Genomic DNA, 26,602 nt, shown 5'->3' with positions numbered 1-26,602 from the left:
GAGACACGGCCATGAAAGCGACCCTGGTGCTGGTCTTGCTGGCGATTGTGCTCTTGGCCGCCGCCGGTTATCTGTTCTACACCGCGCTGAACCGCGGGGCCAATGAGCGGGTTTTGCAGCGCCTGAACCAGGGGCGGGTCGTGGCAAAACCGGAAAAGCCCGGTATGCAGCGTCTGGAGCGGGCGTTTCTGCGTGCCGGCATGGGCCGGCCGGCCGAGCGCATGAAGCTGGTGCTGGCGGTCTGGGGGCTGGCCATTGTCTTTGGTTACCTGTTGGCTGACTGGCTTGGCCTGCTTGCAGGCCTGCTCGGTGTGCCCTTCACCTTGCGCATGTACGTGTCATGGCGCTATCGCAAACGGGTGCTGCGGATGATCGAGCAACTGCCGCAGATGCTCGACCATACCGTGCGCAGCCTCAAGTCCGGACGCACCTTGGCCGATGCCGTGCTGCATGGCATCGAGGCGGCCGACCAGCCGCTGCGCGATGGCATGGCAAGGATCGAGCGCAACGTCCAACTGGGTGTCAGCCTGCCCGATGCCGCCCATGACTTTGCCGAACTCTATGAGCGCGACGAACTGCACCTGTTCGCCCTCGGCCTGCGGGTCAACCACCGCTATGGCGGCAATGCCAGTGAACTGATGGAAAACCTGATCAAGCTGATCCGCGAGCGCGAGCAGATGTCCCGCCAGCTCAAGGCAATGACCGGCGAAACGCGCCTGACCGCCGTGGTGCTGGGGTCGTTGCCCATTTCGCTGGCCGGCTATTTCATGCTCTCCAGCCCGGAGTACTTGCTGCATATGTGGAACGACAACAGCGGGCAGAAGATGCTGTTGGTCGCGTTCGCCATGCAAGTGACTGGCTGCCTGTTGCTGTGGCGCATGTTGAGGAGCATTTGAGATGGGCTTGCTGCTGCTCAGTGTCTTGATGTTCCTCGCCGCCTTTGGGCTGCTGGTGTCGCACATGGCATTGGTGCGCCGCAATGAGCGCCAGGTAGCCATGCGCCTGCAAGGCCAGACGATTCGCGAGAGCCGCATCGGCAGTTGGCTGCGGCTGCTGGGCGACACCCCGCTGGGACGCAAAGCGGTGAGCATGGACAGCGAGACTCAGGTTCTGCTCAACCGTATCGGCTGGCGACGCGCGAGTAAGCGCTCGTTGTATGCCGCGTGTCAGATTGGCGTGCCTATGGGCCTGGTCAGCCTCACGTTGTTCGTGCAGGTGCTGTTTTTCGCGGACGCGGCCAATCCGCTGATCGCGCCGTTGTTTGCACTGGGCATTGGTTATCTATTACCCAAGCGGGTATTGGCGGCGGTCGCTCAGCATCGGCAAAAGCAAATCGTGATCGAGGTGTCGACCTTCATTCCGCTGCTGCGCATCCTGTTTGAGTCAGGCATGGCGGTGGAGCAGGCGCTGCGCGTGCTGAGCAACGAAGGCAAGGAACTGCTGCCGGTGTTGTCCGAGGAAATCCGCGTGATTCTGGTGCGCGTCGATTCCGGGCTGGAGCTGGGTGACGAACTGCGCAAGACCTCCAGCCTGCTGGCGGTGGACGAATTCAGTGACACCTGTGTGATCCTCAACCAGTTGATCCATCAGGGCGGTGGTGCCTTGCGCTCGCTGTTGGCACTCAAGCAACTGATCGACGATCGGCGCCTGACGCGCTTGCAGGAGTACATCTCCAAACTGTCGGCGAAGATGTCGGTGGTGATGATGGTGTTTTTGTTCCCGGCTTTGCTGATCGTGCTGGCCGGTCCAGGGTTTACTGCCATCAGCCAGGCACTGGGCAGCAAATGAATGCGTCGTACAAGGAAAGCGGGCGATGAAAGCAGTGATCGCGGTATGTGGGCTTTTGATGTTGAGCGGTTGTGCCAGTGAGGGTCATGCGCCCTGGGTTCAGGGCTTGAATGGCAGCAGCCAGGGCCAGTGCGGCAAATTGAGTTCCGATCAGGAGTTGGCCATCAATCTGGCGCAAGGCATGGCCGATGAAGGGCGTCTGCATGCCAGCCTGGCCAACCTCGAAGACCTGCCCGCTGAGCTGGGCGAGGTGCGCCTGCGCAAGGCGCGGGTGTTACGCCAGTTGGGCAGCGCTGAAGCCGAGCCGCTGTACCGCAGCCTGCTGGGCACCTGCCGCGCCGCCGAAGGCGAGCATGGCCTGGGCCAGATCGCCGCCACCCGGGGTGACTACGTACAGGCCCAGCAGCACCTGCAACGCGCCGCGAAACTGGCGCCCACCGACGAGAAAGTCCGCAACGACCTGGGGATCGCCTACCTGAACCAGCTCAAACTGGAACAGGCGCGCTTTCAGTTCATGACTGCGCTGGAACTCAAACCCTCGGACAACCTGCCGGCGCAGAACCTGGTGACCCTGCTGATTTACCAGGACCAGTGGCAGCAGGCCGCCGAGTTGACCACCCGCGCCGGGCTGACGCCGCGTCAGGTCAGCGCCGCGCAACAGCGCGCGACCCAGCTTGCGGCGCCCGCCCAACGGCCGCAGGCGCTTGCACCGGCCCCGGCGCCAGCCATGACCGCCGGTATGGACACAACCCACACTGCCAATGTCAGGAGCCAACCATGAAAGCGCTGATCGGTATCGCTGTGTTATTCGGTCTGCACAGCATGGCCTGGGCCATCGAGCCTGGGCCGGCATCGCAGGCCCAGCAACAGACCGAAACCTGGTTGCAGCTGCAGGTCAAGGGCAATGCCGCCTCGAAAATCCCGCAAACCGCCACCCCCACCGAGCGCGAACAAAGCCTGCAGCGCTGGCTGGACAGCAACAACCACAAGATTCCGGAGTTTTTCGACCAGGAGCAGGGCGGCAAGGTGGCAGGGGGCAGTCGTTGATGGCGATTGTTGGACGCCACCGATTCAATTGAAACAGTAGTGGCTTCAGCCGCACTACTGTTCAATCAGGTACTGTATGCCCCCGGTGGGAGCAGTCGGCCGGCGTTCCGGTTGCTCGCGAAGAGGCCGGTAAAGTCACGGCATCTGCTGCGAATGTGCCGCAGTCTTCGCTAGCAAGCTAGCTCCCACCAGGTTCACGTCAGGCTCAAGTGATAGGCACAACGCCGACTCGGTGGGAGCCAGCTTGCTGGCGAAGAGGCCGGCAGGATCAATCTGCTGTTGTGCAACCGCCATAGACAAAACCTGAAACTTGCCCAAGGCCATAGAGTCCCCCACCGAGATCTGGGTAACTGACAGAACAGTGTTGGCTTTAGCCACGAAAAGTTCGCAGCCAAAGCTGCCACGAGCTGATGGGGCAGATGTGTCAAGCCACAGCTCAGTGCTCGGTGACCCGGCTGCGAGCCATACCAGCGCCCGGCGACAGGGCCAGCGCCAGTTGGGTGCGATTGTGCATATGGGTCAGGCGCAGTACCTGAGAGACATAGAGCTTGACGGTGTTCTCGGTAATCCCCAGCTCACAGGCAATCTGGTAGTTGGTCTGCCCCTTGCCAACCAACCGCGCCACATCCAGCTGGCGAGGTGAGAGGGCAGAGAACAGGTCAGGCACATCGACAACATTATTGTTGCTCTGATCGTTAGCCGACAGTTGCGGCACCAGCGGCGGGCGAGCGTTGTCCAGGTCGTGGTAAAGATCGTCGATAGAGGCGGCCAGAAATTGCAGCTTTTCATTGAGCAGGCCAAGCTTCTGCAGGCTGTTTTGCCGTTCCTGCAGGGCGAATTCCTGGCGTTGTACGCCTTCGAGCAACTCGTCGAGGTCTACCGGTTTCTGGTAGTAATCGGAAATCCCGGCGCGCAGGGCGTTGATAACGTCCCTTTTTTCGGCGCGCCCGGTCAGCATGATGGCTTCGAACAGGTGCTTCTTGCCGCCGATCTGCTTCATCGTCTCGACCAGTTCAATGCCGTTCATACCGGGCATTTCCAGATCGCAAAGGACAATGCCGATACTTGGGTCATCGCGGAACCGCTCAACGGCCTCCAGGGCGCTGCTGCACTGCACACAGACATAGCCACAACCATCGAGAAACTCGGCCAACTCTTCAACGATCAGCGGCTGATCGTCGACCACCAGAATCTTCATTGCCGAATACTTGTTCACGCGCTACTCCCTGCCTGGCGATTCCCGAATTCCTTGCACATTGATCCTGCCACGGGTGCAGGGTTTGAGTCCGGGTGTATGTTTAACCTAGACGCACTTCCTGACTATGTACATAGGACTAAAACCTGATTCTGACTAGCGGATGCAAAAGGCCACCAGCAACAGTCCCATAAACAGGAACGGTGAGAACGGAAACTTTTCCCCGGAGTCAGGATTCATCGGGCTATAGCGTGCAGCCAGGCCATCACCGAGAGCTCTGAATACCGCTCGTCGGACGCCTAGCCACACGACCACCGCCACCGCTGCGCCGATGAATGTGCCCAGCAGATACAGGCTGTCACTGGCCAGCGCCAGAGCCGCCAGCAGCTTTACGTCGCCGCCACCCAGGCGTCCCAGCGCGTAGCCGGGCAGGGTCATGGCCAGCGCCAGTAGCAGGGCCCGGCCTCCCTCGGCGGGTTCGGCGCCCAGCCAGGTCTGACCGCTGTACAGCAACCACCCCAGTGCAGCGGCACCAGCACCCAGTGTCAGGGTATTGGTGATTTGTCTGCGCCGGGCATCCTGTTCGGCACATAGGGCGAACCATATGAGTAGGAAAAGTAATTTCATTGAGTAAAAAACATCCTGTATTTCGGAAAGATCCTATGCTCTGTGGAGTAGTACTGTCAGGGTAGACGCCGTCATGCCAGCCAGCGGTCCATCAGGCCTGCATCGCCAGAAGGGCGCTGCCGCGATCGAGTTCGCGGCGGTGTTCGTGATTTTTTTCGCCATTTTCTATGGTGTGGTGAGTTATAGCCTGCCGTTGCTGATGGTCCAGTCGTTCAATGCTGCTGCCAGCGAGGCGGTGCGTCGCAGCGTGGCGCTGAGCCCTGGAGTTGCCAACTACAGCACCCTGGTGCGCAGCCAGGCCGAGAGCGTGTTGCAGAGCCAGCTGGCCTGGATGCCCAGCGCGCTGAATTTTGGCCCCTCCGACTACAGCGTGACCTTCAACGGTACGGCGCTGACGGTCAGCATCAACTATCCGAAAACCAAACTGGCGCGCGTCCTGCCGTCGCTGACCCTGCCGATCATTGGCGAGGTGCCGCGCTTGCCCGCCCAACTGTCTGCCCAAGCGAGCATTCAACTTGTCCCATGAAAAAAGTCGTTTGAGCCGTTGGCTGGGGCGCTCCGAGGCGCCCGCCCGCGAGCCTTCAACTCCGCTGGTCGTCGAGCCTGACGCGATCGGCGCGGATCTGTACCTGCTGCTCAATGACGAGGGGCAGATTCACAGCATCAGTGCGCACCTGCTCAGTCGTCTGGGCCTGAGCGCGCATACCGTGCTCAACCAGCGGTTGATGATTCTGCTGTTGCCCAACAGCGCGCTGGTGGTCGAAGGCGTGCCGGGGGACTGGGTCGGGCACATGCTGGACCTGGATTTTCGCAGCAACGATGGTCACACCCTGCACGCGCGCGGCTGGGTGCAGCACCATGGCAAGGGCTGGCTGCTGCAACTGACCGATATCAGCGATCTGATGGAAGAGGCCAGCGCTGCGCGTACCCGCCAGCAATGTTTGCGCCTGGCCGGGCAGATGGCCGAGAAGATTCGCGGCTGTATTGTCGAGCGGCTGCCGAGCGTGGTTGCCGAACAGCTCGAAGAATTGGCGCAGATGTGGCGCATTCCCTGCGTCGCTCTGGCCTTGCCCGAAGCCAGTGGTATTGGCTGGCGGGTCTACAGCCAGTACAGCGCCCATACCGCGCCTGAACTATGGCAAGTCGGCCAACGGCTGGGTAACGAATTTGACCTGCTGGATGCCAACATCGCCCACGAGCTGCATTTTGGCGGGCATACCGAGCTGTCGCCATTGCAGAGCATGTTCGGCAATGCTGATGGTTTTCTACTGCCCCATAGCCGCGACGGCGTGGCCAAGGCCTGGTTGATGTTCGGCTTTTATGAGCCGCGTCGGCAGGCACCGGATCTGGGCGAGCGAGAATGGTTGAACTTGTGTTCAGCACTGGCCGGCCCGGTCCTGTTCCGCCTTTCCGAGCAACATAACCGCCATCACGTCGAACGCTTGGCAGTGCTTCAGGATTTGCTCGGCACCGGCTGGTGGGAACTGTTGCCTGGCAGTGATGAGATTCTGCTGGCGCCGCAACTGGCACGCAGCCTGCGCCTGAGCGACCGGGTCGAGCGTCTGGCGCGTCAGGACTGGCTGGCGCTGATTCACCCTGCTGACCGGCAAGAGTTGTCCAGCCGCCTGCTGCAACTGCGCGACAAGGGCACGCCGATGTTGTTGTGTGTGCGCCTGGCCCATGCCGACCCTGGGCAGGAAACTGTCTGGCTGCGCATTCAGGGCCAGGCCTTGATCAGCGGTCAGGTGCAGCGCGTGCTGGGCTTCATGCTTGATGTCAGCGATATCAAGAACCAGGAGACCGAAGCGGCGGCGGCCCATGCGCGGCTCGACAACCTGATTGCCAGTTCGCCGGCGGTGATCTATGTGCAGCGCTATGACCAGGGCAATCTGGAACCGAGTTTCTTCAGTGACAGCCTGACCCCGCTGCTGGGCTGGACCCTGGCCGAGTGTGTCGACGGGCAACTGGCAGGCTATATCCATCCTGAGGACCACGACATCTGGTTCGAGCGTAACCGCCAGTTGCTGCGCGAAGGTTTCGTCAGCCGTCGCTATCGCCTGCGCGGCAAGAATGGTGACTATCACTGGTTGCTGGATGAGGCACGTTTGCTACGCGACGACCTCGGCATGCCGGTGGAGGCGGTCGGTCTTTGGCTGGATGTCACCGAAGCCACGCTGGCCGCCGAGCGGGTGCGTGAAAGCGAAGAGCGTTACCGGATTCTGGTCGAGGACTCGCCGGCGATGATCTGTCGCTACAGCCCGCAGCTGGTCCTGAGTTTCGGTAACCGGCCGCTGGCAACTTATCTGGAGTGCGACCCGGCAGAACTGCCGGGGATCAATCTCGGTGACTGGTTTTCGGAGGACCAGCGTGAAGCCTTTGTGCGGCGCATCGCGCTGCTGACCCCCGAAGCGCCGATGAGCACGGCCGAAATCTGTCTGGAACTGCCCGGTCGTGAACATGCCTGGTGGGTATGGGCCGATCGCGGTGTGTTCGACGAGTCCGGCACGCTGGTGGAAATCCAGGCCGTGGGCCGTGACAACACTGACGTGCGGCGTTCGCGCATGCAGCTCAACCAGAGCGCCAAAATGGCTACGTTGGGCGAGATGGCCACCGGTCTCGCTCACGAGATCAACCAGCCGCTCAACGTCATGCGCATGGCGGTGGTCAACGTGCTCAAGCGCCTGGAGCGCGGCAATGTGGATGTCGACTACATCACTGACAAGCTCAACCGCATCGACAGCCAGGTGCAACGCGCCGCGCGGGTGGTCGACCATATGCGCGTGTTCGGCCGCCGTTCCGAGGTTGAAGAGCAACTGTTCGACCCCTACGACGCCCTGGAAGGCACGCTGGCGATGCTCAGTGAAAGCATGAAAGGCAAGGGCGTGCACATCGAAGCCGGCGAGCGCGGCGCGCCGGTGCAGGTGCGCGGGCATGCCGACCAGCTGGAGCAGGTGCTGATCAACCTGATGGTCAACGCCCGTGACGCCATGCTCTCGCGCAAGGAGCAGAACCCTGACCTGCAACCGGCGATCAGCCTCGACATGCAGCAGGTTGACGACAAGGTCATCGTCACGGTTCAGGACAACGGCGGCGGCATCGACCCGCGGCTGCTGGAAAAGATCTTCGAGCCGTTCTTCACCACCAAGCCGGTGGGCGTCGGCACCGGGCTGGGATTGTCGGTGAGCTACGGCATCATCGAACAGATGAAGGGGCGCTTGAGTGTCAGCAATGCCAATGATGGGGCAAGGTTCAAGATCACCTTGCCGGTGTTCAACGGGGATTAGATCACCAGCGTGGCCTGACCGAAGTTGCAGCTCAGGTTGGCACCGACGTCGGTGGGATTGAGTGTCAGCCCGAGGGTGTCGAGCAATGGATCGAGAACTGACGTCAGCAGTGGTTTGAGCAGCAACTCCACCTGCTGATCGACCAGCCCAAGCAGGGTGTTGAGCAATGTCCCGGTGCCGCTGATGAGACTGCCCAGAGCGTTGCCGTTAAGGGGCTTGTAGACATTGATATTCACACCTGAAACCACGCCATCGAGCAGCGTGCTGGATTTGACATAAGCCGCAGCGGGCAGGCGGGTAGGCGGCTGGCCGATTTCTGCAGGCATGTTGATGGTGGTATTGACGCTGGCAGGGCTGGTCAGCAGCGCATTGTTCAGCGTATTGAAACTCATGCCGATGCCGCCCCCGGCAAAAGGTACCCTGGCTGTGCAACTGCCCAGCAGATTCAGGAGTTGGGTGCAGGTTTGTGTGCCGATATCAACGATGGGCAAAGGCTGGGCAATGACTGCGGCAGGATCGGTACTGGCCGGAAAGGCCGCAGCGCTGTCGATCAGGCCCAGGCGGGCATTGAGCAGCGAAGCGTTGGTGCGTACGCTCAGCGACTTGTCGGTATTGCTGTTGCAGGTGTAACCGGTGACGTAGGCTTCACCGCCAGCCAGGCTGAGGCTCAGGTCTATCCTGGGGCCGAGTAGACTTGAACTGCTGGAGGGTAGAATCCAGGGGTCAGTGACCAGGCACTTGGCGCCCAGCAGGCAAGTCACATCCCCCACCACCCCGGCAATATTCAGGGTCAGGGCGTTGTTGAGTACCGAGGTCAGGTTACCGACCAGTTTGGTGACAGCATTGACCGGTGGCTTGTTGAGAATATCCAGCAAGGGCAGGTTCACCGACACCAGCATGCGGGTTTGTGCGGTACGCACGTAGATACGGTTCGGATCATCGGCGACGGCAAGGGCCGGGTTGACCTTGCGCGGATCACCGATCGCGGAGAGCTGTGGCGGCTCGATGACTTTCAATTGTGTGGTGATTTGCCCGATGCCCAGCACATTGATCTGGCTGTTAGCCGTGATGCCATTTTTTTTGTTGGCCATCTGAGTGAGGCTGGAGATCAGGTCGAACACATTGACTGTCGAGTTCAGGCCGGCAAGGTCCGTTCCGCCCTGAACCTTGATCAGGTCACCAAGCACCACGGTAGTGCTGCCCGCTGCGGCTTTCAACGCCTGCAGATTGAGGATGGTTGCCGAGGTGCTGAGCGTACCGTTCGTTTGCAGAACGTTAATGGCGGTCTGTATCAACTGGCTGACCGTGGCGTTGGCGGACAGCACCTGGGTGTAGCCGACCGCCGTCAGGTTCAGATCGGTTTTCAAACGGTCCAGATAGCTGAGCAGGTTGAGATTGATATTTGCCAGCCCCTGCCAGCCGAGCAGATCGATATTGGTTTTAGCGATGCTATTGAGAATTGGCAGGCTGGCGGTTGCCAGAACGTTGCGGATTGAAAGCTGCGCCAGTGGCGGGGTTGCTGCCGCCACCGCTGTCGCACTCAACTGCACATTGGCCGATTGCGGCCCGCTGCTGAACAGGGCGGCAACTCCGGCGGCGATGCTGCGGGGGACACCGTGGCTGGCGACCACGCGAATGGCGTCGGTGCTGGCGGCGTTGGCCACGAACGCGCGGCGGCCGTCTGCGGCATTCACGCTCAGGGTTCCGCACAGGGTGTTGAGGGTACGGCCATCGGTGTCAGGGATGAAACCGTTGCGTGTCGCGCTCTGGGTGGCATACAGCGAGGCGGTCGCGGCACTGCTGCAATTGCCCTTGCGGCTCGCCGCTTCCAGCGCTGCCATATCGGCAATGCGCTGCAAGGAACGTTTTTCCAGATACAGCCGGCCGCTGTCGAGCACCGTCACGGTGAACAGCAAGGCCAGGCCGAGGGTCAGCGCCGCGACCAGGCCGATGGCACCCCGCTGCCTGTGAGGCATTGCAAAGCAATGATTCAGGGGAGACATCCGGCACTCCTTTCCTTGGTTCACTCACCTGTGTGGATGGCAGTGTAGTAAAGCCCCGGCAACAGCGCTGGCATCAGGCCAGCCAGGCAGATGGGTGGTTTACTATTTTTTTGCCAACCGCTATAAACCGGTTTCGGCTGCTGCTTGGTGCGGCGATCAAGGCTGGCGTGGAACAGTCGAGGTATTGGGCGATGCGGCTTATCTGGCGAGTGTTCAGCTGGCGAGTGCCGATCAGTCAAGGCCCACTCGGCCCGGTGGGAGGAGCCGGCCGGTTGGCGACTGCTGCGGTACATTCGCAGCAAATGTGCCGGCTCTACGGGCCTCGTCGCGAGTAGAACTCCTTCCCACTGGGACTGAGCCAGGTCCGAAGTCGCTTAACTGATCGGCATTACACTGTAGGAGCGACTTCAGTCGCGAACCGGTTATTTATCGTGGCGGATACTGCTCCAGGATCTTGGCTACGGTGTTGCGCACCGCTGTGTCCCGTGCCGCCGGGTTGGCCTGGTTCTGCTCCAGGATGCGCTCGGTGCTGCCGCGCCAGACCAGCTTGCCGTCCTTGCCGTCGAACAGGTCGATCTGCAAGGTGGTGACCTTGTAGTCGACGCTGCGGGTTTCACTGGCCAGCGGTCCGCCCCAGTAGCCGTAGCCGCCCCATGGGCCCCAGCCGCCGCCGTAATTGGTGCTGACCAGTTGCTGGCGGTCTTCGACGATCAGCCAGGCTTGAACCTTGAGGTCAGCCGGTGCTCCGGCGCTGGCCGGGCGCAGGCCGCGCTGGTCGAGTTGCTGGTTGATCGCATCACGAATGCGCTGTTCGGTCAGGTCACTCTTGAGTCGCGGGTCCGCTGGCTGATATTGCACCGCAGGCTCCTGCCAGCTCCAACTGCGATAGCCGGCGAAATCACGGCGGGCGTCGAAGTCGCGGTTGATCTGGCTGCTTTGGCAGGCGCTGAGCAGCAGGGTAAACGACAGCAGGGCGAGACGAAGGTACATGGCAGTGGCTCCGAAAGGTTACCCGGGAGGATACGCCGTAAGGGCCTTTTGCACAGCCTGGCGCAAGGCCTGATTGCGTGAAGATTGATCCTTGCCGCTGCGGGTTTCGGCACTGGCACTCCAGACCGGCTGACCACTGTGGGCGTCGAACAGACGGATGCTCACCACCAGCACCTGTTCTTCATAAGTGCGCACCATCGGCACCCGCGCATAGCCGCCGTAGCCGTGCCGATAACCGCCGTAGCCCAGCCCGCCGCTGTAGTAAGGGGCCGGGTAGTCTTCACGCACCTGACGCAGCCGGGTTTCCAGGCGGCTATCAGCACTGACCAGCACATCGGCAGGGGCGTTGCGGGCCGGGCGCAGGCCGCGCTGGTCAAGGCCGTTGCTCACCGCCTCGGCGACCTGTGCGGCGTCCAGCCAGGCTGAACCGGCCGGCAGCCGGTTGTCTTGCCAGCCCCAACTGCGATAGCGCGTGTAGTCTCTGGGCGCTGCCGGATAGGCACTCAGGTCAAGCGTTTGTGCCGACGTGGCCGGCGCGGTGGGTAACGGTGCAGACTGCGCGCGGTAAGGGTTGTCGCTCTGACAGGCACTGATTCCCAAGGTGATGGTGACCAAGGCAAGACGAGCGTACATGGCAGTCTCCGGTGTGTTACATGGGGCGGCAGATCCAGTGCAGGTAACGGCCCAGCCCGGCAAAAGCAGGGTGACGGCGGTGGGACAGTTCCATTTCCAGCAGTTGCTCAAGATCAGCCCGCTTCTGGAAGTCGACGGGCATGTAATCGTGAAATACCCGTATGCCACTTTGGGTTTCGACCCGCCACAGCGCGGCAAGTTGCGTCGCCAGTTGCCGTGGGTCGAGCGGCTCCTGTGGGGTCAGGCTCTGCTTTTCGCCGGCCAGCTCGTTGCTGCGCAGCTTGCGGAAATGGCCTTTGAGCAGGTTGCGGTACACCAGTGCGTCGCGATTATAAAAAGCCAGCGACAGCCAGCCGTCTTCGCGGGTCAACTGCCGCAATACCGGCAAGATGGTGAACGGCTCGGCCAGCCACTCCAGCACCGCGTGGCAGACCACCAGGTCATAGGGCTCATCCAGCAGGGCGGGCAGCTCTTGCCAGGGCGCCTGAATGAAGGTGGCGGCCAGCCCGGCTTCGGCGAAGCGTTGGCGCGCGCCCTCAAGCATTGGCGCGGCGGGTTCGCTGACCGTAACCTGATGGCCGCGACCGGCCAGCCATAACGACATATGCCCAAGGCCTGCACCAATGTCCAGCACCCTGAGCGGGCGCTCGGGCAGTGCTTCGGTCAAATCGGCTTGCAGCACGGCCAGGCGAATCGCGCCTTTGGCGCCACCGTAGATTTTTTCCGCGAAGCGGGTTGCCAACTGGTCGAAATGCCGGTCGCTGGAATTGAGCTGTTGGCTCACTTGGCAAACCTCCGCTCACTGTCGGCCAGTTTGCTGCGCACCACCTGATCCATGTCCAGCCCCAGCTCGCTGCACAGCAACAGCAGATACAACACGATATCGCCGACTTCCTGGCCTGCGTGGGCGAGTTTTTCCGGCGGCAACTGGCGCGACTGATCTTCGCTGAGCCACTGGAAGATTTCCACCAGCTCGGCCATCTCCACACTGGCGGCCATGGCCAGGTTCTTCGGCGCGTGAAACTGCTTCCAGTCGTTGTTATCGCGGATGCGGTGCAGGCGTTGGGTGAGTTCTTCAAGGTTCATGGTGGTTTCCTCAGCCTGCCTGGTTACACCAGCACAAATTCTGGCTCTGGTTCCTGACCGGCTTGCGGCTCGCTGCCGGCGCCGCTGGCCAACAGACCAGACACTTCCAGCAGCAGCCTGACCCGACCCACCAGGTCGTGATTGGCCATGGCCTGCAACTCGCCCAGCAATGCCTCGTTCAGTGCGGGCAGCTCGGCCTTGTAGAACGCTTTGTAGGCTTTCTTCAGCACGCTTTCGACATCGGCGGGCAGGGTTTTGGTGAACTGTCGGGCAACCTTGCGGCCATCGGCTTCAAACGTATGCAGTTCGGTATAGCCTTCCTGATTGCCATTGCTCTTCTGGCAGCGAATGCAAGAACACGCACCCTGTGCGAACGCCTCAAGCAAGAACGCATTGAAGGCCACGACCGGCTTCAGGGCCAGCCGCTTGTCATCGTCAAACAGATCCAATTTCATCCCTCCGGGCAATCGAGCTTATCGGGGCGCCACGATACAGCAAGCCCGGACAAGCGTCACAAACCGCCCGCCCAATCCCGCCTCAATGCTGATTTGAAGTGCAGTAGGAGCGAGCTTGCTCGCGAAAGGGCCGGTAAAGGCACAGCAGATGTAGTGTTTTTACTGGCCTCTTCGCGAGCAACCGGAGCGCCGGCCGGCTCTTCCCACCGGGGGCATAGAGTGCTTAACCGAACAGCATTGCGGCTAAAGCCGGTCCTACAGCGGTTGCCAACTGCCGGTCATATGCTTGATCCCGCCTTCGAGCCCATCCACCTGCAATTGGCCATGCGACCCGGCCGCGCTGGCTGACAGGATCACCGCCCCCGGCAAGCGCAGCGGTTTGTGAAACTGCACCGCAATTTCAATATTCGCGTCAGGCAAATGATCATCCAGGGAAGCCAGTGCCCGGGCCTTGAGCCACATCCCGTGCGCAATCGCCTTGGGGAAACCGAACAGCCTGGCACTGGGCGCGCTCAGGTGAATCGGGTTGTAGTCCCCGGACACCCTGGCGTACTGGCGCCCTATGGATGACGGGGTTTCCCAGCGGGCTACCTCGCTCAGCGGTTCATGCGAAACCTCGACGTCGTCGTTAAGCACGCCATCGACCTTGGCGTCTTTGCACAGAAAAGTGCTTTCTTCTGCCCACAGCAGCCCCAACCCGTCATCGATCTGGGTAAACAGACTGAAAGTCGCGCCCTTGGCATGCGGCTGCAGGTTGCCGGCATGAATGCTCACGTACACCTTGCCGACCCCGCCAAGTGGCCGGTGAACACTGATCCGGTTGCCCAGATGCACCAACCCCATCAACGGGAAGGGAAAGTCCTCGCTGGTCATCAATTGCATTTGCAAAGGGAACGCCAGCACATGCAGGTAGGTAGGCGGTAACAGGCGGCTGTCGGCGAATCCGCAGACTTTGCGATAGGCCGCAAGCTTCTCGGCATCGACGCTTACCCAACTGCGCAGGCCCAGGTCCGGCAACCGGGTGCCGCTGACCTTGCGGCGCAAGGCCGCCTGGAAAAACAGGCTTGGCAGGGGTGGCAGGTTATCCAGGTAACGCCAGTGTGCAGTCATCTTGTTTCTCCTTGTATCGGCAGCCATGTTGCTACCTGACGGATTTCAAGCGCCGATCACGCTCTGCCCGCACACGCGCAAGACCTGGCCGCTGACTGCGCCGCTGCCTGATTGGCTCAGCCAGGCCACCGCCTCGGCCACGTCTTGTGGCAGGCCACCCTGACCCAGCGAGTTCATGCGCCGGCCGGCTTCGCGCAGAGCGAAGGGCATTTTCTCGGTCATGTGCGTTTCGATGAATCCCGGTGCCACGGCATTGATGCTGATGCCGCGATCCTTCAGTATCGGCGCCATGGCTCTGGCGTAGCCGATCAGGCCGGCCTTGCTGGCGGTGTAGTTGGTTTGGCCGCGATTGCCGGCCAGGCCGCTGATCGAGGCCATCAGCACGATGCGCGCGTTGCTGCGCAGGGTGCCGTTATCGAGCAAGGCCTGGGTCAGCCGCTGCGGCGCCTGCAGGTTGATATCGAGCACCGCATCCCACAGGTCGGGGGTCATGTTGGCCAGGGTTTTATCGCGGGTAATACCGGCGTTATGCACGAGAATATCCAGCCCTTCGGGCAGCCGCTCGCGCAGTTGCTCGGCCGCATCCTGAGCACTGATATCCAGTGCCAGCGCCTGGCCGCCAAGCCGGGCCGCCAGCGCTTCAAGCTCGGCACGGGCTTGCGGCACATCGAGCAGTAGCACCTGCGCACCATCGCGGGCCAAGGTTTCGGCGATCGACGCGCCGATACCGCGGGCGCTGCCGGTCACCAGTGCGCGGCGTCCGGCCAGCGGACGGCTCCAGTCCTGGACCTGATTGCCATTAAGTTCCAGTTGCAGCACTTGGCCGCTAATGAATGCGCTCTTGGGGGACAGGAAAAACCGCAGCGCGCCTTCGAGCTGAGCTTCGGCGCCGGTTGCAACCTGCAGCAACTGCACGGTACTGCCGTCACGCATTTCCTTGCCCAACGAGCGGCTGAAGCCTTCGACGGCCTGCTGAGTGCTGGCCGCCAGCGGATCGTCGAGGCTGGCTGGCGCATGGCCGAGAATCACGATCCGCGCGCAACGCTCCAGTTCGCGCAGCACCGGCTTGAAGAAGTCGCGCAGTTGCACCAGTTGCTCGGCACGATGCAGCCCGCTGGCATCGAACACTACCGCCTTCAGGCGCGGGCTTTGCCCTGCGACCCACTGAGGTGCATCGGGGAGGTCATTGCCCAGACTGTACTGAGCGTCGGTCAGCCGCGGGGCAAACTGGCGAACCTGATCGGCCAGCGGGCCTGCGCTGATCAGCAGGTTGCCTTCGATAGGGCGCAGGCGGCCTGCCTGCCAGCGTTCCAGGCGTGTCGGTGTGGGCAGGCCCACGGCTTTCACCAGGCGACGACCCATGTCGGAATTGGCGAAATCGATGTAGCGATCGGACGGCATGGAATACTCTCCTTGAGTCTGGGTTCAAAGCAGTGGACCACAGCCATGCGACATTTGTTCTTCTATGCGCTGTGCTGCTCATCTTGTGTAACAACTTGCCCGTAGGACACCGCTAAAAACTACCTGCGTTGCCATCGCCGCGTTGAAACCAGGCTCAGAATGCTCATTTACAACCCGTAAACTGCGCTTCTTCGCCTGTTTTCGCCTTGCGTTGGCTGCCTCGCCTACGTTTTTAGAGGCACCCTGCAGGCTCTTCTGAATCCTGAAAAAACGGAGTTTTTCCATGAATCAGCCACGTCGTGTCGCCATCGTCGGCGGCAACCGTATCCCCTTCGCCCGCTCCAGCGGCGCCTATGCGACGGCCAGTAATCAGGAAATGCTCACCGCCGCGCTGGAAGGCCTGGTCGAACGCTTCAATCTGCATGGCTTGCGGTTGGGCGAAGTGGTTGCCGGGGCGGTGCTCAAGCACTCGCGGGATTTCAACCTGACCCGTGAATGCGTACTCGGCTCGCGGCTGTCGGCGCAGACTCCGGCCTACGACATCCAGCAGGCTTGCGGCACTGGCCTGGAGGCCGCACTGCTGGTGGCCAACAAGATTGCCTTGGGGCAGATCGAGTGTGGCATTGCCGGCGGCGTCGACACCACCTCGGATGCACCGATCGGCGTCAGCGAAGGGCTGCGCAATATTCTGCTCAAAGCCAACCGGGCCAAGTCCACGGCCGACAAACTCAAGACTTTGCTGCAACTGCGCCCGCAGCACCTCAAGCCGGAGCTGCCACGCAACGGCGAGCCGCGCACCGGGTTGTCGATGGGTCAACACTGCGAGCTGATGGCGCAGACCTGGGGTATTGATCGGCAAAGCCAGGATCAACTGGCGTTCGATAGCCACATGAAAATGGCAGCGGCCTATGCCGAGGGCTGGCACGACGACTTGCTGACGCCGTACCGCGGCCTTAACCGCGACAATAACCTGCGCGATGACCTGACCCTGGACAAACTCGCCAGCCTCAAGCCGGCCTTTGAGCGCAGTGCCAATGGCACCCTGACAGCGGGTAATTCCACACCGCTGACCGATGGTGCGTCGCTGGTGCTGTTGGCCAGTGAAGCGTGGGCCGCAGAGCGCGGCTTGCCGGTGCTGGCGTATTTACGTGATGGCGAGGCGGCTGCGGTGGATTTCGTGCGTGGTGCCGAGGGGCTGCTGATGGCCCCGGTGTACGCCGTGCCGCGGCTGTTGGCGCGCAATGGCCTGAGCCTGCAGGACTTTGATTACTATGAAATCCACGAGGCGTTTGCCGCACAGGTGTTGTGTACCCTCAAGGCCTGGCAAGACCCTGAATACTGCCGCACCCGGCTGGGGCTGGCGGCGCCTTTGGGCAGCATTGACCTGAGTCGGCTGAACGTCAAAGGCAGTTCGCTGGCGGCCGGTCATCCGTTTGCCGCCACCGGTGCGCGGATCGTCGCCAATCTGGCCAAGTTGCTGGACGTGGCCGGCCAGGGCCGCGGGTTGATCTCGATTTGTGCGGCAGGTGGCCAAGGGGTAACCGCGATTCTGGAGCGCTGATTCCGGACGGGACGGCCGGCGCGTGGTAAAGCTGTTCAAGCGTGGGCATAATCGGCCCGCGCAGCCTGCGTTTGTTTTCGGCTAACCCTTCAGGTAGAGCATGGGACTGATCATCGCGGTACTGGTATTTCTGACCCTGGTAGGGGTTGCCTTATACCTGTTCGACAAGGGGGCCAGGACGCGTTGGCTGCAGCCGCATATCGGCCTGTTGCTGATTGGCTTGCTGATCGCCGGTATGGGCTGGCTGATGGGCTTGCTGTCGGCCGACATCGAAGCCTGGTTCATGCTGGTGGCCAAGGCGGTGATTGCCCTGGCCGGGGTCATGCTTTGTTTGCGGCTTATCAAGCGTATTGCCAAGCGGTTTATCTTCCGCGATTGAACGCGAGCCGAGACTTCATCCGGTGGACACTCACTTCAAGTTTCTGACCCTGCCCAACGCCACCGGCGATGTTGCGAATATCTTTGTCCATGGCTATTCGGCCGGTCACGACCTGGATGACCGGCGCATGCTGGCGGCCAGCATCCCCGCCGAGTTGCGCCAGAGCATCAACGTTCTGGCGTTCTGGCCGTCCAGTCATTTCATGCAGATGGATAACCGCTCCCGTGGTTTGCTGATGGCGGCCGCGCGTTTGCACCCGTTGGCCGGTGCTGCCGCGTTGGCAGGTGATCGGGCCATGCATTTTGCGCGCATTCGCAGCCGTGCCGAGAACATGGGCAAGGTCCTGCTGCGGCAACTGGGCAGTTATCTGGCGCAGCATCACCCGCAGGTCAAACGCATTAACCTGATCGGCCATTCGCTGGGCGGTCGGCTGTTGATCAGCATGCTCAGGCACCTGGACGCTGCTAACGAACCTGACTTGACCATCGGTGATGTGCTGTTGATGGGCGCGGCGGTGCGGGTCGAAGCAGAGGAAGCTGCGCAGTTGCGCCCGCGCATCGCCGGGCGGCTGATCAATGCCTGGTCCAGTGAAGACCCGGTGCTGCTGCTCAACCTCGGCGAGCGCAGCCTGGGCCGAATGCCGGTGGAGCACTTTGACAATGTGCGCATGACCGGTTATCGACACAACCATTACTGGAAGCGTCTTGGCGACGTGTTGGCGGCCACGCAGTTCAGTGGTTTCGACGGGCCACTGGTGGATACAGCGTTGTTGCCGGTTGCCGACCTCGATCCGGTGTTGCAGGACGCCTACTTGCTTGACGTGGTGCGACGCTCGCCAGCCTACCTGCTGGATGAGGCCATCAAGCATCTGCGCAGCAGCCGCTGGACGCGCCTGCAGGCGCATGAGCCGGACCGGGCTTACGCCTTCGCCCGTGAGTTCCAGTTGGTGGGCGGGCACTTTCTGCTCAATGCCGCACGCCGTCACGGGGTTTCCTACACCCGGGTACTGAGCATGCTGGCCCGCCAGTATGACCTGGGAAATGCCTTGCATCACTGCGCCACCGTCGTCGAGGTCGAGGCGTTGCTGCTCAGGACGTTCTTCGCCCACGCATTCGTCGATGATCATCCGCTGGCCCAGGCGCCGTTGAGCAGTATTAGAAGCATGCCCTGGGATGCCTATGCCCGGCACATCGATGAACTGGCCGAGCGACTGACACTGGCCGCTTCATTCAAAACCGTTTCCCCGTCCACCGCCCCGCCGGTCAGCGGCGTGGCCGGGTCTGTCAGAGGCGTGCTGGGGGCAATCAGGAACGCGCCGCTGCAACGCCTGATGACGCGCTTTGGTACGGCGCTGCGACCAGGCTATTCAGCGCTGATTCCCACCGTGGCGATTGTGTTCTATGCCCGGATTACGCTGGATGATGAAGGATTGATGTAAGCCCTTTTGTACAGTGTCGGGCTGACAGGCTACTCTGTGAAGCCATTACCGACTTTAGCTATAAGAGCCGAGAATGCTGAACAACGGACAGGCCAGCGCGCCATCTGCTGCCGGCCAGCGCAGTATTCCTGACCTGGTGGATTTGCCGCGTCCGCTCTATGCCAGAGCCGAAAGTCTTTGGGCCGGGTCCTGGACGCCGCCGCACAGCCATGACTGGGTGCAGTTTTCCTATGCCATCAGCGGGGTGCTGGGTGTGCATACCCCTGAGGGCAGCTTTTTCGCGCCGCCACAGTGGGCGGTGTGGATTCCGGCCGGGCTTGAGCATCAAGTGGTGACCTCCACTGAAGCTGAAATGCGCAGCCTGTATGTGCGCAGCCGTGATTGCCAATGGGCACCGCCGCGCTGCCGGGTACTGGAGGTCACGGCCTTGACCCGCGAGCTGATCAAGCATTTTTGTCAGTTGCCATCCACCTACCCGGAACACGACAGCGCCGAGGCGCGTCTGGTGCACGTGCTGCTCGATCAACTGGCGGTCTTGCCTGAGGTCGGCTTCAGCCTGCCACTGCCGCGTCATGCGCGGCTGTTGGCGTTGTGCAACGAGTTGATCCGCGACCCCGGTCTGCCTGTGACTCTGCACGAGTGGGCCGCACGGCTGGGCACATCCGAGAAAACCCTGATGCGTTTGTTTCAGCGTGAAACCGGCCTGAGCTTTCGTGGCTGGCGCCAGCGAGCGCGCTTGCTGGCCTCGCTGAACGCACTGCAAGACGGTAGCCGGGTGACGGAAACCGCGTTGCAGTGCGGTTATGACTCGACTTCCGCGTTTATCGCAGCCTTCAGGAATCTGTTTGGTTTTACACCGGGAGAGTTGTTCAAGCAGTGATGAACGGCTGTGAAAACTGTGACTCCAACCCCGATTGGTAAACATTTGTATGCACCTGCTGTGTAGATCAGCAAGCGGCCCCTCTACTCGCTGGTAGCGGATTGCCGTATAACGACGACTTACGCGTATCTGGCAAAGGACCCCCACTCAAAGCCGATGAAAACTCCTAAACGCATTGAACCCCTGATCGAAGACGGTCTGGTCGACGAGGTGCTGCGTCCGCTGATGAGCGGGAAAGAGGCAGCTGTGTATGTGGTGCGCTGTGGCAAGCAATTGCGCTGTGCGAAGGTTTACAAGGAGGCGAACAAGCGCAGTTTTCGTCAGGCGGCGGAATACCAGGAAGGGCGTAAGGTTCGTAACAGCCGCCAGGCGCGAGCCATGGCCAAGGGCTCGAAGTTCGGTCGCAAGGAAGCCGAGGATGCCTGGCAGAACGCCGAGGTCGCAGCACTGTTCCGCCTGGCCAGTGCCGGGGTGCGGGTACCCAAGCCCTATGACTTTCTCGATGGCGTGCTGTTGATGGAAATGATCAGCGATGGTGACGGCGATGCGGCGCCACGCCTGAACGATGTCGAGCTGGAGCCGGAGCAGGCCCGTGAGTATCACGCCTACCTGATCCGCCAGATCGTGCTGATGCTGTGTGCCGGGCTGGTGCATGGCGATTTGTCGGAGTTCAACGTGCTGCTCGACCCGGACGGCCCGGTGATCATTGATCTGCCCCAGGCGGTGGATGCGGCGGGCAACAATCATGCATTCAGCATGCTTGAGCGCGATGTCGGCAACATGGCCGCCTACTTCGGACGTTTTGCCCCAGAGCTCAGAGAGACCCGCTACGCCAAGGAAATGTGGGCCCATTATCAAGCCGGCACCCTGAGCCCGGATACGCCGCTGACCGGCCAATTCCAGGACTCGACCCGCGAAGCCGATGTGCGTGGGGTGATGCGCGAGATCGAAGCGGCCAAACGCGACGAGGCCCGTCGTCAGGCAGCCCTGGCGGCTGCCGATGCGCCAAACGGGCGGCAGGACGAAGAGCCGACACCGCCGTGGATGCAATAAACCGGTCTATGAGCGTCGGGTACAACAGGCACCCGATTCCAGGCTTTTGAGGATCGGGCAGTCAGGGCGTTGGTCGCCCTGGCAGTGTTCGATCAGCTCGCTCAGGGTGTCGCGCAGGCTGGCCATTTCCTCGATCTTGCGTTGCAGATCATCCACGTGCCGCTGGGCCAGGGCCTTGACGTCGGCGCTGGCGCGCTGGCGATCCTGCCAGAGGGTCAGCAGCTTGCCGACTTCCTCCAGCGAGAAACCCAGGTCCCTTGAGCGTTTGATGAACGCCAGGGTATGCAGGTCCTTGTCCTGATAATGCCGATAACCGCTGTCACTGCGCGGTGCCGGCTGCAGCAGGCCGGTGGCTTCGTAATAGCGGATCATCTTGGCGCTCAGCCCGCTGCGGCTGGCTGCCTGACCGATGTTCATGGTTGCTCCACCGGGTCTTTGGGTTTCCAGGTTTTCAGTAGCAAGGCGTTGCTCACCACGCTGACACTCGACAGCGCCATGGCCGCGCCGGCCAGCACCGGATTGAGGTAGCCCAGCGCGGCCAAGGGGATGCCGATCAGGTTGTAGACGAAGGCCCAGAACAGGTTTTGGCGGATCTTGGCGTAGGTCTTGCGGCTGATCTCCAGCGCTGCCGGCACTAGCCGTGGATCGCCGCGCATCAGGGTAATACCGGCGGCCTGCATGGCCACATCGGTGCCGCCGCCCATGGCAATGCCGACATCCGCGGCCGCCAGCGCCGGGGCGTCGTTGAGGCCGTCGCCGACCATGGCGACGACCTTGTTGCGCTTGAGGTTGTCGACGATAGCGGCTTTGTCGGCCGGCAGAATCTGTGCGTGCACATCGAAGATGCCCAGCTCGCGCGCGACCATCTGCGCACTGCCCTGGTTGTCGCCGGTCAGCAGGTGGCTGGCGATGCCGCGTTGGTTCAGTTGCTGCACGGCTTGCCGGGCACCGGGCTTGAGGGTATCGCCAAAGGCAAACAGGCCAATCACGCCGGGCTGCGGAGCCAGCTCGATCAGCCAGGAGATGGTCCGTCCTTCGGCTTCCCAGGCTTGTGCTGACTCGGCCAGCTCGCCCGGCAGCAGCTCGTTCTCGTCCAGCAGGCGACGATTGCCCAGCGCCAACTGGCGGCCGTTCACGGTGGCGGCAATACCGCGCCCGGCCAGGGCGTGGCTGTGCTCCGGGAGTTCCAGTTGCAGTTGCCACTGTTCGCAGACTTCCAGCACCGCCTTGGCCAACGGGTGTTCGCTGCCGCGTTGCAGGGTGCCGGCCCATTGCAGGAGTTGCTCTTCGTTGACCCTCGCGGCGCTCATGTTGGTGATGCGCGGGCTACCAAGGGTCAGGGTGCCGGTCTTGTCGAACACCACCACATCGACTTCATGGGCACGCTCCAGCGCTTCGGCGTCCTTGATCAAAATGCCATGCCGGGCTGCCACGCCGGTGCCGGCCATGATCGCTGTCGGAGTGGCCAGGCCCAGTGCGCAAGGGCAGGCAATGACCAGAACTGCCACAGCGTTGAGTAACGCGACTTCCAGCGGCGCACCGTAGAGCAGCCAGGCACCCAAGGTGATCAGGGCGATCAGCAGTACCACCGGGACGAACACCTGGCTGACCTTATCCACCAGACGCTGAATCGGTGCCTTGCCAGCCTGGGCGTCTTCGACCAGACGAATGATCCGCGCCAGCACCGACTCGGCGCCCAACGCCGTGGCCCGTACCAGCAGGCGGCCTTCACCATTGATGGCGCCGCCGACCACTTGATCGCCGGGGTGCTTGGGCACCGGCAGGCTTTCACCGCTGATCAGCGCTTCGTCGGCATGGCTCTGGCCCTCGATGACTTGGCCATCCACCGGGAAGCGTTCACCAGGGCGCACCAGCACCCTGTCGTCGACGCGCAGGGCGCTGATGGCAACTTCCCGTTCCTGGCCGTCGATGACCTGCCAGGCACGTTCCGGACGCAGCGCTTCCAGCGCGCGCAAGGCGCTGGCAGTCTGGCGCTTGGCGCGGCTTTCCAGATGTTTGCCGAGCAGCACCAGGGCAATGACCATGGCCGAGGCTTCGAAGTACAGATGCGGTGCGTGATCCGGGGCGGCCATGACCCAGACGTAGACGCTCAGGCCGTAGCCGGCACTGGTGCCCAGTGCAACCAGCAGGTCCATATTGCCGCTGCCGGCGCGCAACGCCTTCCAGGCCGCGACATAAAAGCGTGCGCCGAAAATGAACTGCACCGGGGTGGCCAGCGCGAACTGCGCCCAGGCTGGCAGCATTGCGTGAATACCCAACGGCGTCAGCAGCATGGGCAGTACCAGCGGCAGCGCCAGCAGCAGCGCGGCGAGCACCCACCAGCGCTCGCGATGCCCGTGTTGCGCACGCTCCTGGCTGGACGGCGGGCTCAGGCTTGCGCTGTAACCGGCACGGCTGACGGCCTCGATGAGGGATTGCGGATCAGTATCGTGCTGTGCCTGGACATACGCGTGTTCGTTGGCCAGGTTGACGGTGACTTGGTCGACACCCGGCACTTTGGCCAGTGCACGCTCGACCCGACCGGCGCAGTTGGCGCAGGTCATGCCGCTGATCGGCAGGTCGAAAGCGATGGGCTCTTGCATTGTGTTCACTCCTTGAAGGCTCAATGCCTGCAAGGATCAACCTTGACCCATGGACAAGGTCAAGGCAATCAATAATTCAGGTCGGCCTGCTTGAGATACAGACCGCTGATATTGGCCGCAATGCGGTACTTGAGGATGTCGCCGCTGCGCACATTCACCCGCGTGACCTGCTGAGCTTCCATGCCGGGCGCGCAGCCGACCACATTGCCGGGCAGGCGGGTCAGGCGGATATCCACCGGGCCAGGCGGCAGGTTGAACGACACCGACTGTTCCTGGAACACCCGGCCGGCCAGTTGGTCCTGGATATACACGCCGATTTCACAGGAGCTGCCAACTTCCAGGCGCTCGCGGGAAATGATCAGGATGCCGTAGTCCTCGGCCTGAACGGCGGGGGCTGCTGCGAAAAGACCGAGGATGGCGCAGAGGCTCAGTGCTGACCAGCGCATCGCTGATACTCCTGTGATAGACGACGATGAACAAGCTTGGCCCAGAGCCGGGACGAATACCAGCCCGGCAGATGCACGAGAAACTTGACCTTGCCATGATGGCAAGGTTGACGATTGGCCCATTCCACTTAAGGAGGTTAATGGCATGCAAGTCTTCAATGTTCAAGGTATGACCTGTGGTCACTGCGTAAAGGCGGTGATCAACGCCATTCAGGGCGAAGATCCGGCAGCCCGGGTCGAGGTCGATCTGCCTGCCGGCCAGGCCCGCGTCGACAGTGCACTGAGTGCTCAACGCATTGTTGAACTGATCGCCGAGGAAGGTTATCAGGCCCAGGCCCGGTAATATTTCTCTGCGTCGAGAGGCCAATGTCCGACAAGCCGGGTAGACTAGCGAATACTTAGCTTGCTTACGGATTTCCATGAACCTGCGAATCATCCTGATCCTCGGCGCGTTGTCGGCGTTTGGCCCACTGGCGATCGATTTCTACCTGCCGGGCTTCCCGGCGATGGCCCTGGCATTCGGCACTGACGAACAACATGTGCAGTTGACCCTGGCCGCGTACTTCTTTGGCTTGTCTATCGGCCAATTGGTCTACGGTCCGGCGGCTGACCGCTTTGGCCGACGCAAGCCACTGTTGGTCGGTGTGGTGCTGTTCAGCCTGGCGTCGCTGGTCTGTGCCTTGGCGCCGACCCTTGAATGGCTGATCGCGGCGCGCTTTGTTCAGGCGCTGGGCGGCTGCGCCGGGATGGTTGTGGCGCGGGCGATTGTCAGTGACCGTTGTGACGCGATAGGCGCTGCCAAGGTGTTCTCGCAACTGATGCTGGTCATGGGCCTGGCACCGATCCTGGCGCCGATGCTCGGTGGGGTGATGGTCAACGCCTACGGCTGGCAATCGATCTTCCTGGCCCTGACCCTGTTCAGTGCTGCCTGTCTGGTGGCCGTGGCGGTGGGGTTGCCGGAGAGCATGCGCGCCGATCAGCCGCGTGCGCCGCTGTCGGGGGCGCTGGGGCAGTATTTCAATCTGCTCAAGGACCGGGTGTTCATCGGTTACGCGCTGAGTGGCGGGATTGCCATGGCCGGGATGTTCTCCTATATCGCCGGCTCGCCGTTCGTCTTCATCAAGCTCTACGGTGTGCCCGCCGAGCACTACGGCTGGCTGTTCGGCACGAATGCGGCGGGGTTCATTCTGGTCGCGCAGGTCAACGCGCGGGTGCTGCGCCGGTTCGGCCCGGCCTGGATGCTGGCGCGGATGATCTGGGTCTATCTGGCAGCAGCACTGACGGTGCTGGGCATCAGCCTGCTGCGCACCGAGCAACTCTGGCCGTTGCTGGTGCCGCTGTTTGTCTGCCTGGCCAGCCTGGGCTGCATCATTCCCAATGCATCAGCCTGTGCCATGGACGGCCAAGGCCGTCGCGCAGGTAGCGCTTCGGCCTTGCTCGGCTGTATGCAGTTCACCGTGGCGGCAGGTGCCGCCAGCCTGGTGGGCGTGCTGCACGATGGCACTGCCACGCCGATGGCGCTGGTGATCAGCCTGTGCGGGGCACTGGCGGTGAGCGTGTCGGTGCTGACCCGGCGCTGGGTGGCCCAGCGCGGTTAAAAGCCTTCCAGCACGATCTTGCCCTTGGCCTTGCCGCTTTCCAGCAGGGCGTGGGCGCGCCGCAGGTTTTCGGCGTTGATGGCGCCGAAGTGTTCGCCGAAGGTGGTCTTCAGGGTGCCGAGGTCGATCAGTTGCGCAACGCGCTCCAGCAGTTTGTGCTGCTCAAGCATGTCGTCGGTCTGGAACATCGAGCGGGTGTACATGAACTCCCAGTGCAGCGACAGGCTCTTGCGCTTGAGCTTCTTGATATCCAGGCTATCCGGGTCGTCGATCAGCGCCAGCTTGCCTTGCGGCTTGAGGGCCTCGACCAGTTGATCCAGATGTTGCTCAGTGTTGGTCAGGCTGGCGACATAGGTGACGTGCTCGATGCCGATACGGCGCAGTTCTTCGCTCAGCGGCTGGCTGTGATCGATCACTTCGTGGGCACCGAGCTCGCGTACCCAGGCCGCAGTTTCCGGGCGTGAGGCGGTGCCAATGACCTTGAGCGAGGTCAACTGGCGGGCCAGCTGGACCAGAATCGAACCGACACCACCGGCGGCGCCGACAATCAACAGGCTCTGGCCCTTGCCCTGGCCTTCGGCAATCTGCAGGCGCTCGAACAGCAACTCCCAGGCAGTGATTGCGGTCAGCGGCAATGCGGCAGCGTGGGCAAAGCTCAGCGATGAGGGCGCGTGGCCGACGATTCGCTCATCCACGACATGCAGTTCGGCATTGCCGCCGGAGCGGGTCAGGTCGCCGGCATAGAACACCTTGTCGCCCGGCTGGAACAGGGTCACGTCGCTGCCCACCGCCTTGACCACGCCTGCTACGTCCCAGCCCAGCACTTTGGCGGCGCCATCCTGGGGCTGTACGTTGCGGCGGATCTTGGTATCCACCGGGTTGACCGAAATGGCTTTGACTTCCACCAGCAGGTCACGCGGGCCAGCGACCGGCGCTGGCAGTTCGATGTCTTGCAACGCCTGGGTGTCACTGATGGGCAGGGATTGGTAGTAGGCAATGGCTTTCATGGGCACTTCCTGAGTGGT

The 26,602-nt window shown here is 62.0% G+C and carries 27 protein-coding genes; 13 read left to right on the top strand and 14 right to left on the bottom strand.

Going from position 1 to position 26,602, the window contains the following annotated elements; genetic code table 11:
* Positions 1-11 precede the first annotated feature (11 nt).
* The 4 genes from NJC40_RS03105 to NJC40_RS03090 are packed head-to-tail and all read left to right on the top strand — an operon-like array spanning position 12 to position 2,835.
* Positions 12-896 (top strand): type II secretion system F family protein, encoded by an 885-nt coding sequence (locus NJC40_RS03105; RefSeq protein WP_253141604.1) that lies wholly within the window; start codon positions 12-14, stop codon positions 894-896.
* A gap of 1 nt (position 897) precedes the next feature.
* The gene (locus NJC40_RS03100; protein ID WP_253141606.1) at positions 898-1,788 is read left to right on the top strand and encodes a type II secretion system F family protein; all 891 of its coding nucleotides are present in this window, start codon (positions 898-900) and stop codon (positions 1,786-1,788) included.
* 25 nt (positions 1,789-1,813) lie between these two features.
* Positions 1,814-2,569: a tetratricopeptide repeat protein gene (locus tag NJC40_RS03095; protein ID WP_253141608.1), complete on the top strand. Its 756-nt coding sequence runs from the start codon at positions 1,814-1,816 to the stop codon at positions 2,567-2,569.
* Positions 2,566-2,835 (top strand): DUF3613 domain-containing protein, encoded by a 270-nt coding sequence (locus NJC40_RS03090; protein ID WP_253141610.1) that lies wholly within the window; start codon positions 2,566-2,568, stop codon positions 2,833-2,835. Before NJC40_RS03095 ends, NJC40_RS03090 begins: the two co-directional genes overlap by 4 nt.
* Before the next feature lie 436 nt (positions 2,836-3,271).
* Here NJC40_RS03090 and NJC40_RS03085 read toward each other — a convergent pair whose 3' ends face one another.
* Positions 3,272-4,033, bottom strand: coding sequence for a response regulator transcription factor (locus tag NJC40_RS03085; RefSeq protein ID WP_253141656.1), 762 nt, complete (start codon positions 4,031-4,033; stop codon positions 3,272-3,274).
* A 153-nt stretch (positions 4,034-4,186) separates the two neighbouring features.
* Positions 4,187-4,657 (bottom strand): prepilin peptidase, encoded by a 471-nt coding sequence (locus NJC40_RS03080; protein ID WP_253141613.1) that lies wholly within the window; start codon positions 4,655-4,657, stop codon positions 4,187-4,189.
* Positions 4,658-4,730: 73 nt separating this feature from the next.
* Here NJC40_RS03080 and NJC40_RS03075 point away from each other — a divergent pair, with 73 nt between their 5' ends.
* Positions 4,731-5,183 (top strand): TadE/TadG family type IV pilus assembly protein, encoded by a 453-nt coding sequence (locus NJC40_RS03075; RefSeq protein WP_045483886.1) that lies wholly within the window; start codon positions 4,731-4,733, stop codon positions 5,181-5,183.
* Positions 5,173-7,941: a PAS domain-containing sensor histidine kinase gene (locus NJC40_RS03070; protein WP_253141616.1), complete on the top strand. Its 2,769-nt coding sequence runs from the start codon at positions 5,173-5,175 to the stop codon at positions 7,939-7,941. The genes NJC40_RS03075 and NJC40_RS03070 overlap by 11 nt, the downstream gene beginning before the upstream one ends.
* Here the strand turns inward: NJC40_RS03070 and NJC40_RS03065 are convergent.
* The 8 genes from NJC40_RS03065 to NJC40_RS03030 all read right to left on the bottom strand — a co-directional run bounded on the left by NJC40_RS03065 (position 7,938) and on the right by NJC40_RS03030 (position 15,619).
* Complete coding sequence (locus tag NJC40_RS03065) at positions 7,938-9,944, bottom strand: pilus assembly protein TadG-related protein (RefSeq protein WP_253141619.1); 2,007 nt, start codon at positions 9,942-9,944, stop codon at positions 7,938-7,940. The two genes, NJC40_RS03070 and NJC40_RS03065, sit on opposite strands and share 4 nt — an antisense overlap.
* 426 nt (positions 9,945-10,370) lie before the next feature.
* A complete protein-coding gene (locus tag NJC40_RS03060) occupies positions 10,371-10,934 on the bottom strand; it encodes a DUF4136 domain-containing protein (RefSeq protein ID WP_253141621.1) in 564 nt (187 codons plus the stop codon).
* 18 nt (positions 10,935-10,952) lie between these two features.
* Entirely contained in the window at positions 10,953-11,567 is a 615-nt protein-coding gene (locus NJC40_RS03055; protein WP_253141623.1) for a DUF4136 domain-containing protein, read from the bottom strand.
* Positions 11,568-11,583: 16 nt separating this feature from the next.
* The gene (locus tag NJC40_RS03050) at positions 11,584-12,351 is read right to left on the bottom strand and encodes a methyltransferase domain-containing protein (protein ID WP_253117427.1); all 768 of its coding nucleotides are present in this window, start codon (positions 12,349-12,351) and stop codon (positions 11,584-11,586) included.
* Positions 12,348-12,653 (bottom strand): MazG-like family protein, encoded by a 306-nt coding sequence (locus NJC40_RS03045; protein ID WP_045483870.1) that lies wholly within the window; start codon positions 12,651-12,653, stop codon positions 12,348-12,350. The genes NJC40_RS03050 and NJC40_RS03045 overlap by 4 nt, the downstream gene beginning before the upstream one ends.
* Before the next feature lie 23 nt (positions 12,654-12,676).
* Positions 12,677-13,108 carry a hypothetical protein gene (locus tag NJC40_RS03040; protein ID WP_253141626.1) on the bottom strand — a complete coding sequence of 144 codons (432 nt, stop codon included), beginning with the start codon at positions 13,106-13,108 and terminating at the stop codon, positions 12,677-12,679.
* A 255-nt stretch (positions 13,109-13,363) separates the two neighbouring features.
* Positions 13,364-14,218 carry a MaoC family dehydratase gene (locus tag NJC40_RS03035; RefSeq protein ID WP_253141629.1) on the bottom strand — a complete coding sequence of 285 codons (855 nt, stop codon included), beginning with the start codon at positions 14,216-14,218 and terminating at the stop codon, positions 13,364-13,366.
* Positions 14,219-14,263: 45 nt separating this feature from the next.
* On the bottom strand, positions 14,264-15,619 hold the full coding sequence (locus NJC40_RS03030; protein ID WP_253141632.1) for a 3-oxoacyl-ACP reductase: 1,356 nt from the start codon (positions 15,617-15,619) through the stop codon (positions 14,264-14,266).
* A 283-nt stretch (positions 15,620-15,902) separates the two neighbouring features.
* Between NJC40_RS03030 and NJC40_RS03025 the strand changes: the two genes are divergently transcribed.
* The 5 genes from NJC40_RS03025 (at position 15,903) to NJC40_RS03005 (ending at position 20,930) form a co-directional block, all read left to right on the top strand.
* Positions 15,903-17,180, top strand: a complete 1,278-nt coding sequence (locus NJC40_RS03025; RefSeq protein WP_253141634.1) for an acetyl-CoA C-acetyltransferase — start codon at positions 15,903-15,905, stop codon at positions 17,178-17,180.
* A 100-nt stretch (positions 17,181-17,280) separates the two neighbouring features.
* Complete coding sequence (locus tag NJC40_RS03020) at positions 17,281-17,559, top strand: hypothetical protein (RefSeq protein ID WP_045483859.1); 279 nt, start codon at positions 17,281-17,283, stop codon at positions 17,557-17,559.
* Positions 17,560-17,581: 22 nt separating this feature from the next.
* The gene (locus NJC40_RS03015; RefSeq protein WP_045483856.1) at positions 17,582-18,997 is read left to right on the top strand and encodes a DUF726 domain-containing protein; all 1,416 of its coding nucleotides are present in this window, start codon (positions 17,582-17,584) and stop codon (positions 18,995-18,997) included.
* A gap of 73 nt (positions 18,998-19,070) precedes the next feature.
* Complete coding sequence (locus NJC40_RS03010) at positions 19,071-19,877, top strand: AraC family transcriptional regulator (RefSeq protein ID WP_253141636.1); 807 nt, start codon at positions 19,071-19,073, stop codon at positions 19,875-19,877.
* Between the two features lie 156 nt (positions 19,878-20,033).
* Entirely contained in the window at positions 20,034-20,930 is an 897-nt protein-coding gene (locus NJC40_RS03005; RefSeq protein ID WP_045483851.1) for a PA4780 family RIO1-like protein kinase, read from the top strand.
* 6 nt (positions 20,931-20,936) lie between these two features.
* On the opposite strand, the gene cueR is transcribed toward NJC40_RS03005, so the two are convergent.
* From cueR to NJC40_RS02990, 3 genes are all read right to left on the bottom strand, one after another.
* Positions 20,937-21,347, bottom strand: coding sequence for a Cu(I)-responsive transcriptional regulator (gene cueR, locus NJC40_RS03000; protein WP_045483848.1), 411 nt, complete (start codon positions 21,345-21,347; stop codon positions 20,937-20,939).
* Entirely contained in the window at positions 21,344-23,533 is a 2,190-nt protein-coding gene (locus NJC40_RS02995) for a heavy metal translocating P-type ATPase (protein ID WP_253141639.1), read from the bottom strand. Before NJC40_RS02995 ends, cueR begins: the two co-directional genes overlap by 4 nt.
* Before the next feature lie 68 nt (positions 23,534-23,601).
* Positions 23,602-23,979 carry a hypothetical protein gene (locus NJC40_RS02990; RefSeq protein WP_045483841.1) on the bottom strand — a complete coding sequence of 126 codons (378 nt, stop codon included), beginning with the start codon at positions 23,977-23,979 and terminating at the stop codon, positions 23,602-23,604.
* A gap of 145 nt (positions 23,980-24,124) precedes the next feature.
* Here NJC40_RS02990 and NJC40_RS02985 point away from each other — a divergent pair, with 145 nt between their 5' ends.
* On the top strand, positions 24,125-24,322 hold the full coding sequence (locus NJC40_RS02985) for a heavy-metal-associated domain-containing protein (protein ID WP_045483838.1): 198 nt from the start codon (positions 24,125-24,127) through the stop codon (positions 24,320-24,322).
* Positions 24,323-24,398: 76 nt separating this feature from the next.
* Entirely contained in the window at positions 24,399-25,577 is a 1,179-nt protein-coding gene (locus NJC40_RS02980; protein WP_253141642.1) for a multidrug effflux MFS transporter, read from the top strand.
* On the opposite strand, the gene NJC40_RS02975 is transcribed toward NJC40_RS02980, so the two are convergent.
* Positions 25,574-26,584 (bottom strand): zinc-binding alcohol dehydrogenase family protein, encoded by a 1,011-nt coding sequence (locus NJC40_RS02975; RefSeq protein ID WP_253141644.1) that lies wholly within the window; start codon positions 26,582-26,584, stop codon positions 25,574-25,576. The genes NJC40_RS02980 and NJC40_RS02975 overlap by 4 nt on opposite strands.
* Between the last annotated feature and the right edge of the window lie 18 nt (positions 26,585-26,602).

The sequence above is a fragment of the Pseudomonas sp. 21LCFQ02 genome (genome assembly GCF_024129895.2).
Taxonomy (GTDB): domain Bacteria; phylum Pseudomonadota; class Gammaproteobacteria; order Pseudomonadales; family Pseudomonadaceae; genus Aquipseudomonas.
Note: the sequence above shows the minus strand (reverse complement) of the source record. Positions and strands in the feature narration are given on the sequence as shown.

Bases quoted from the DNA above. Each gene is read 5' to 3' on its own strand.
- NJC40_RS03065 (WP_253141619.1), bottom strand. From the start codon at position 9,944: ATGTCTCCCCTGAATCATTGCTTTGCAATGCCTCACAGGCAGCGGGGT.
- NJC40_RS03035 (WP_253141629.1), bottom strand. From the start codon at position 14,218: ATGACTGCACACTGGCGTTACCTGGATAACCTGCCACCCCTGCCAAGC.
- NJC40_RS03020 (WP_045483859.1), top strand. From the start codon at position 17,281: ATGGGACTGATCATCGCGGTACTGGTATTTCTGACCCTGGTAGGGGTT.
- NJC40_RS03010 (WP_253141636.1), top strand. From the start codon at position 19,071: ATGCTGAACAACGGACAGGCCAGCGCGCCATCTGCTGCCGGCCAGCGC.
- NJC40_RS03075 (WP_045483886.1), top strand. From the start codon at position 4,731: ATGCCAGCCAGCGGTCCATCAGGCCTGCATCGCCAGAAGGGCGCTGCC.
- NJC40_RS03095 (WP_253141608.1), top strand. From the start codon at position 1,814: ATGAAAGCAGTGATCGCGGTATGTGGGCTTTTGATGTTGAGCGGTTGT.
- cueR (WP_045483848.1), bottom strand. From the start codon at position 21,347: ATGAACATCGGTCAGGCAGCCAGCCGCAGCGGGCTGAGCGCCAAGATG.
- NJC40_RS02980 (WP_253141642.1), top strand. From the start codon at position 24,399: ATGAACCTGCGAATCATCCTGATCCTCGGCGCGTTGTCGGCGTTTGGC.
- NJC40_RS03030 (WP_253141632.1), bottom strand. From the start codon at position 15,619: ATGCCGTCCGATCGCTACATCGATTTCGCCAATTCCGACATGGGTCGT.
- NJC40_RS03080 (WP_253141613.1), bottom strand. From the start codon at position 4,657: ATGAAATTACTTTTCCTACTCATATGGTTCGCCCTATGTGCCGAACAG.
- NJC40_RS03005 (WP_045483851.1), top strand. From the start codon at position 20,034: ATGAAAACTCCTAAACGCATTGAACCCCTGATCGAAGACGGTCTGGTC.
- NJC40_RS02990 (WP_045483841.1), bottom strand. From the start codon at position 23,979: ATGCGCTGGTCAGCACTGAGCCTCTGCGCCATCCTCGGTCTTTTCGCA.
- NJC40_RS03060 (WP_253141621.1), bottom strand. From the start codon at position 10,934: ATGTACCTTCGTCTCGCCCTGCTGTCGTTTACCCTGCTGCTCAGCGCC.
- NJC40_RS03045 (WP_045483870.1), bottom strand. From the start codon at position 12,653: ATGAACCTTGAAGAACTCACCCAACGCCTGCACCGCATCCGCGATAAC.
- NJC40_RS03040 (WP_253141626.1), bottom strand. From the start codon at position 13,108: ATGAAATTGGATCTGTTTGACGATGACAAGCGGCTGGCCCTGAAGCCG.
- NJC40_RS03100 (WP_253141606.1), top strand. From the start codon at position 898: ATGGGCTTGCTGCTGCTCAGTGTCTTGATGTTCCTCGCCGCCTTTGGG.
- NJC40_RS03090 (WP_253141610.1), top strand. From the start codon at position 2,566: ATGAAAGCGCTGATCGGTATCGCTGTGTTATTCGGTCTGCACAGCATG.
- NJC40_RS02975 (WP_253141644.1), bottom strand. From the start codon at position 26,584: ATGAAAGCCATTGCCTACTACCAATCCCTGCCCATCAGTGACACCCAG.
- NJC40_RS03085 (WP_253141656.1), bottom strand. From the start codon at position 4,033: ATGAAGATTCTGGTGGTCGACGATCAGCCGCTGATCGTTGAAGAGTTG.
- NJC40_RS02985 (WP_045483838.1), top strand. From the start codon at position 24,125: ATGCAAGTCTTCAATGTTCAAGGTATGACCTGTGGTCACTGCGTAAAG.
- NJC40_RS03025 (WP_253141634.1), top strand. From the start codon at position 15,903: ATGAATCAGCCACGTCGTGTCGCCATCGTCGGCGGCAACCGTATCCCC.
- NJC40_RS03105 (WP_253141604.1), top strand. From the start codon at position 12: ATGAAAGCGACCCTGGTGCTGGTCTTGCTGGCGATTGTGCTCTTGGCC.
- NJC40_RS03055 (WP_253141623.1), bottom strand. From the start codon at position 11,567: ATGTACGCTCGTCTTGCCTTGGTCACCATCACCTTGGGAATCAGTGCC.
- NJC40_RS02995 (WP_253141639.1), bottom strand. From the start codon at position 23,533: ATGCAAGAGCCCATCGCTTTCGACCTGCCGATCAGCGGCATGACCTGC.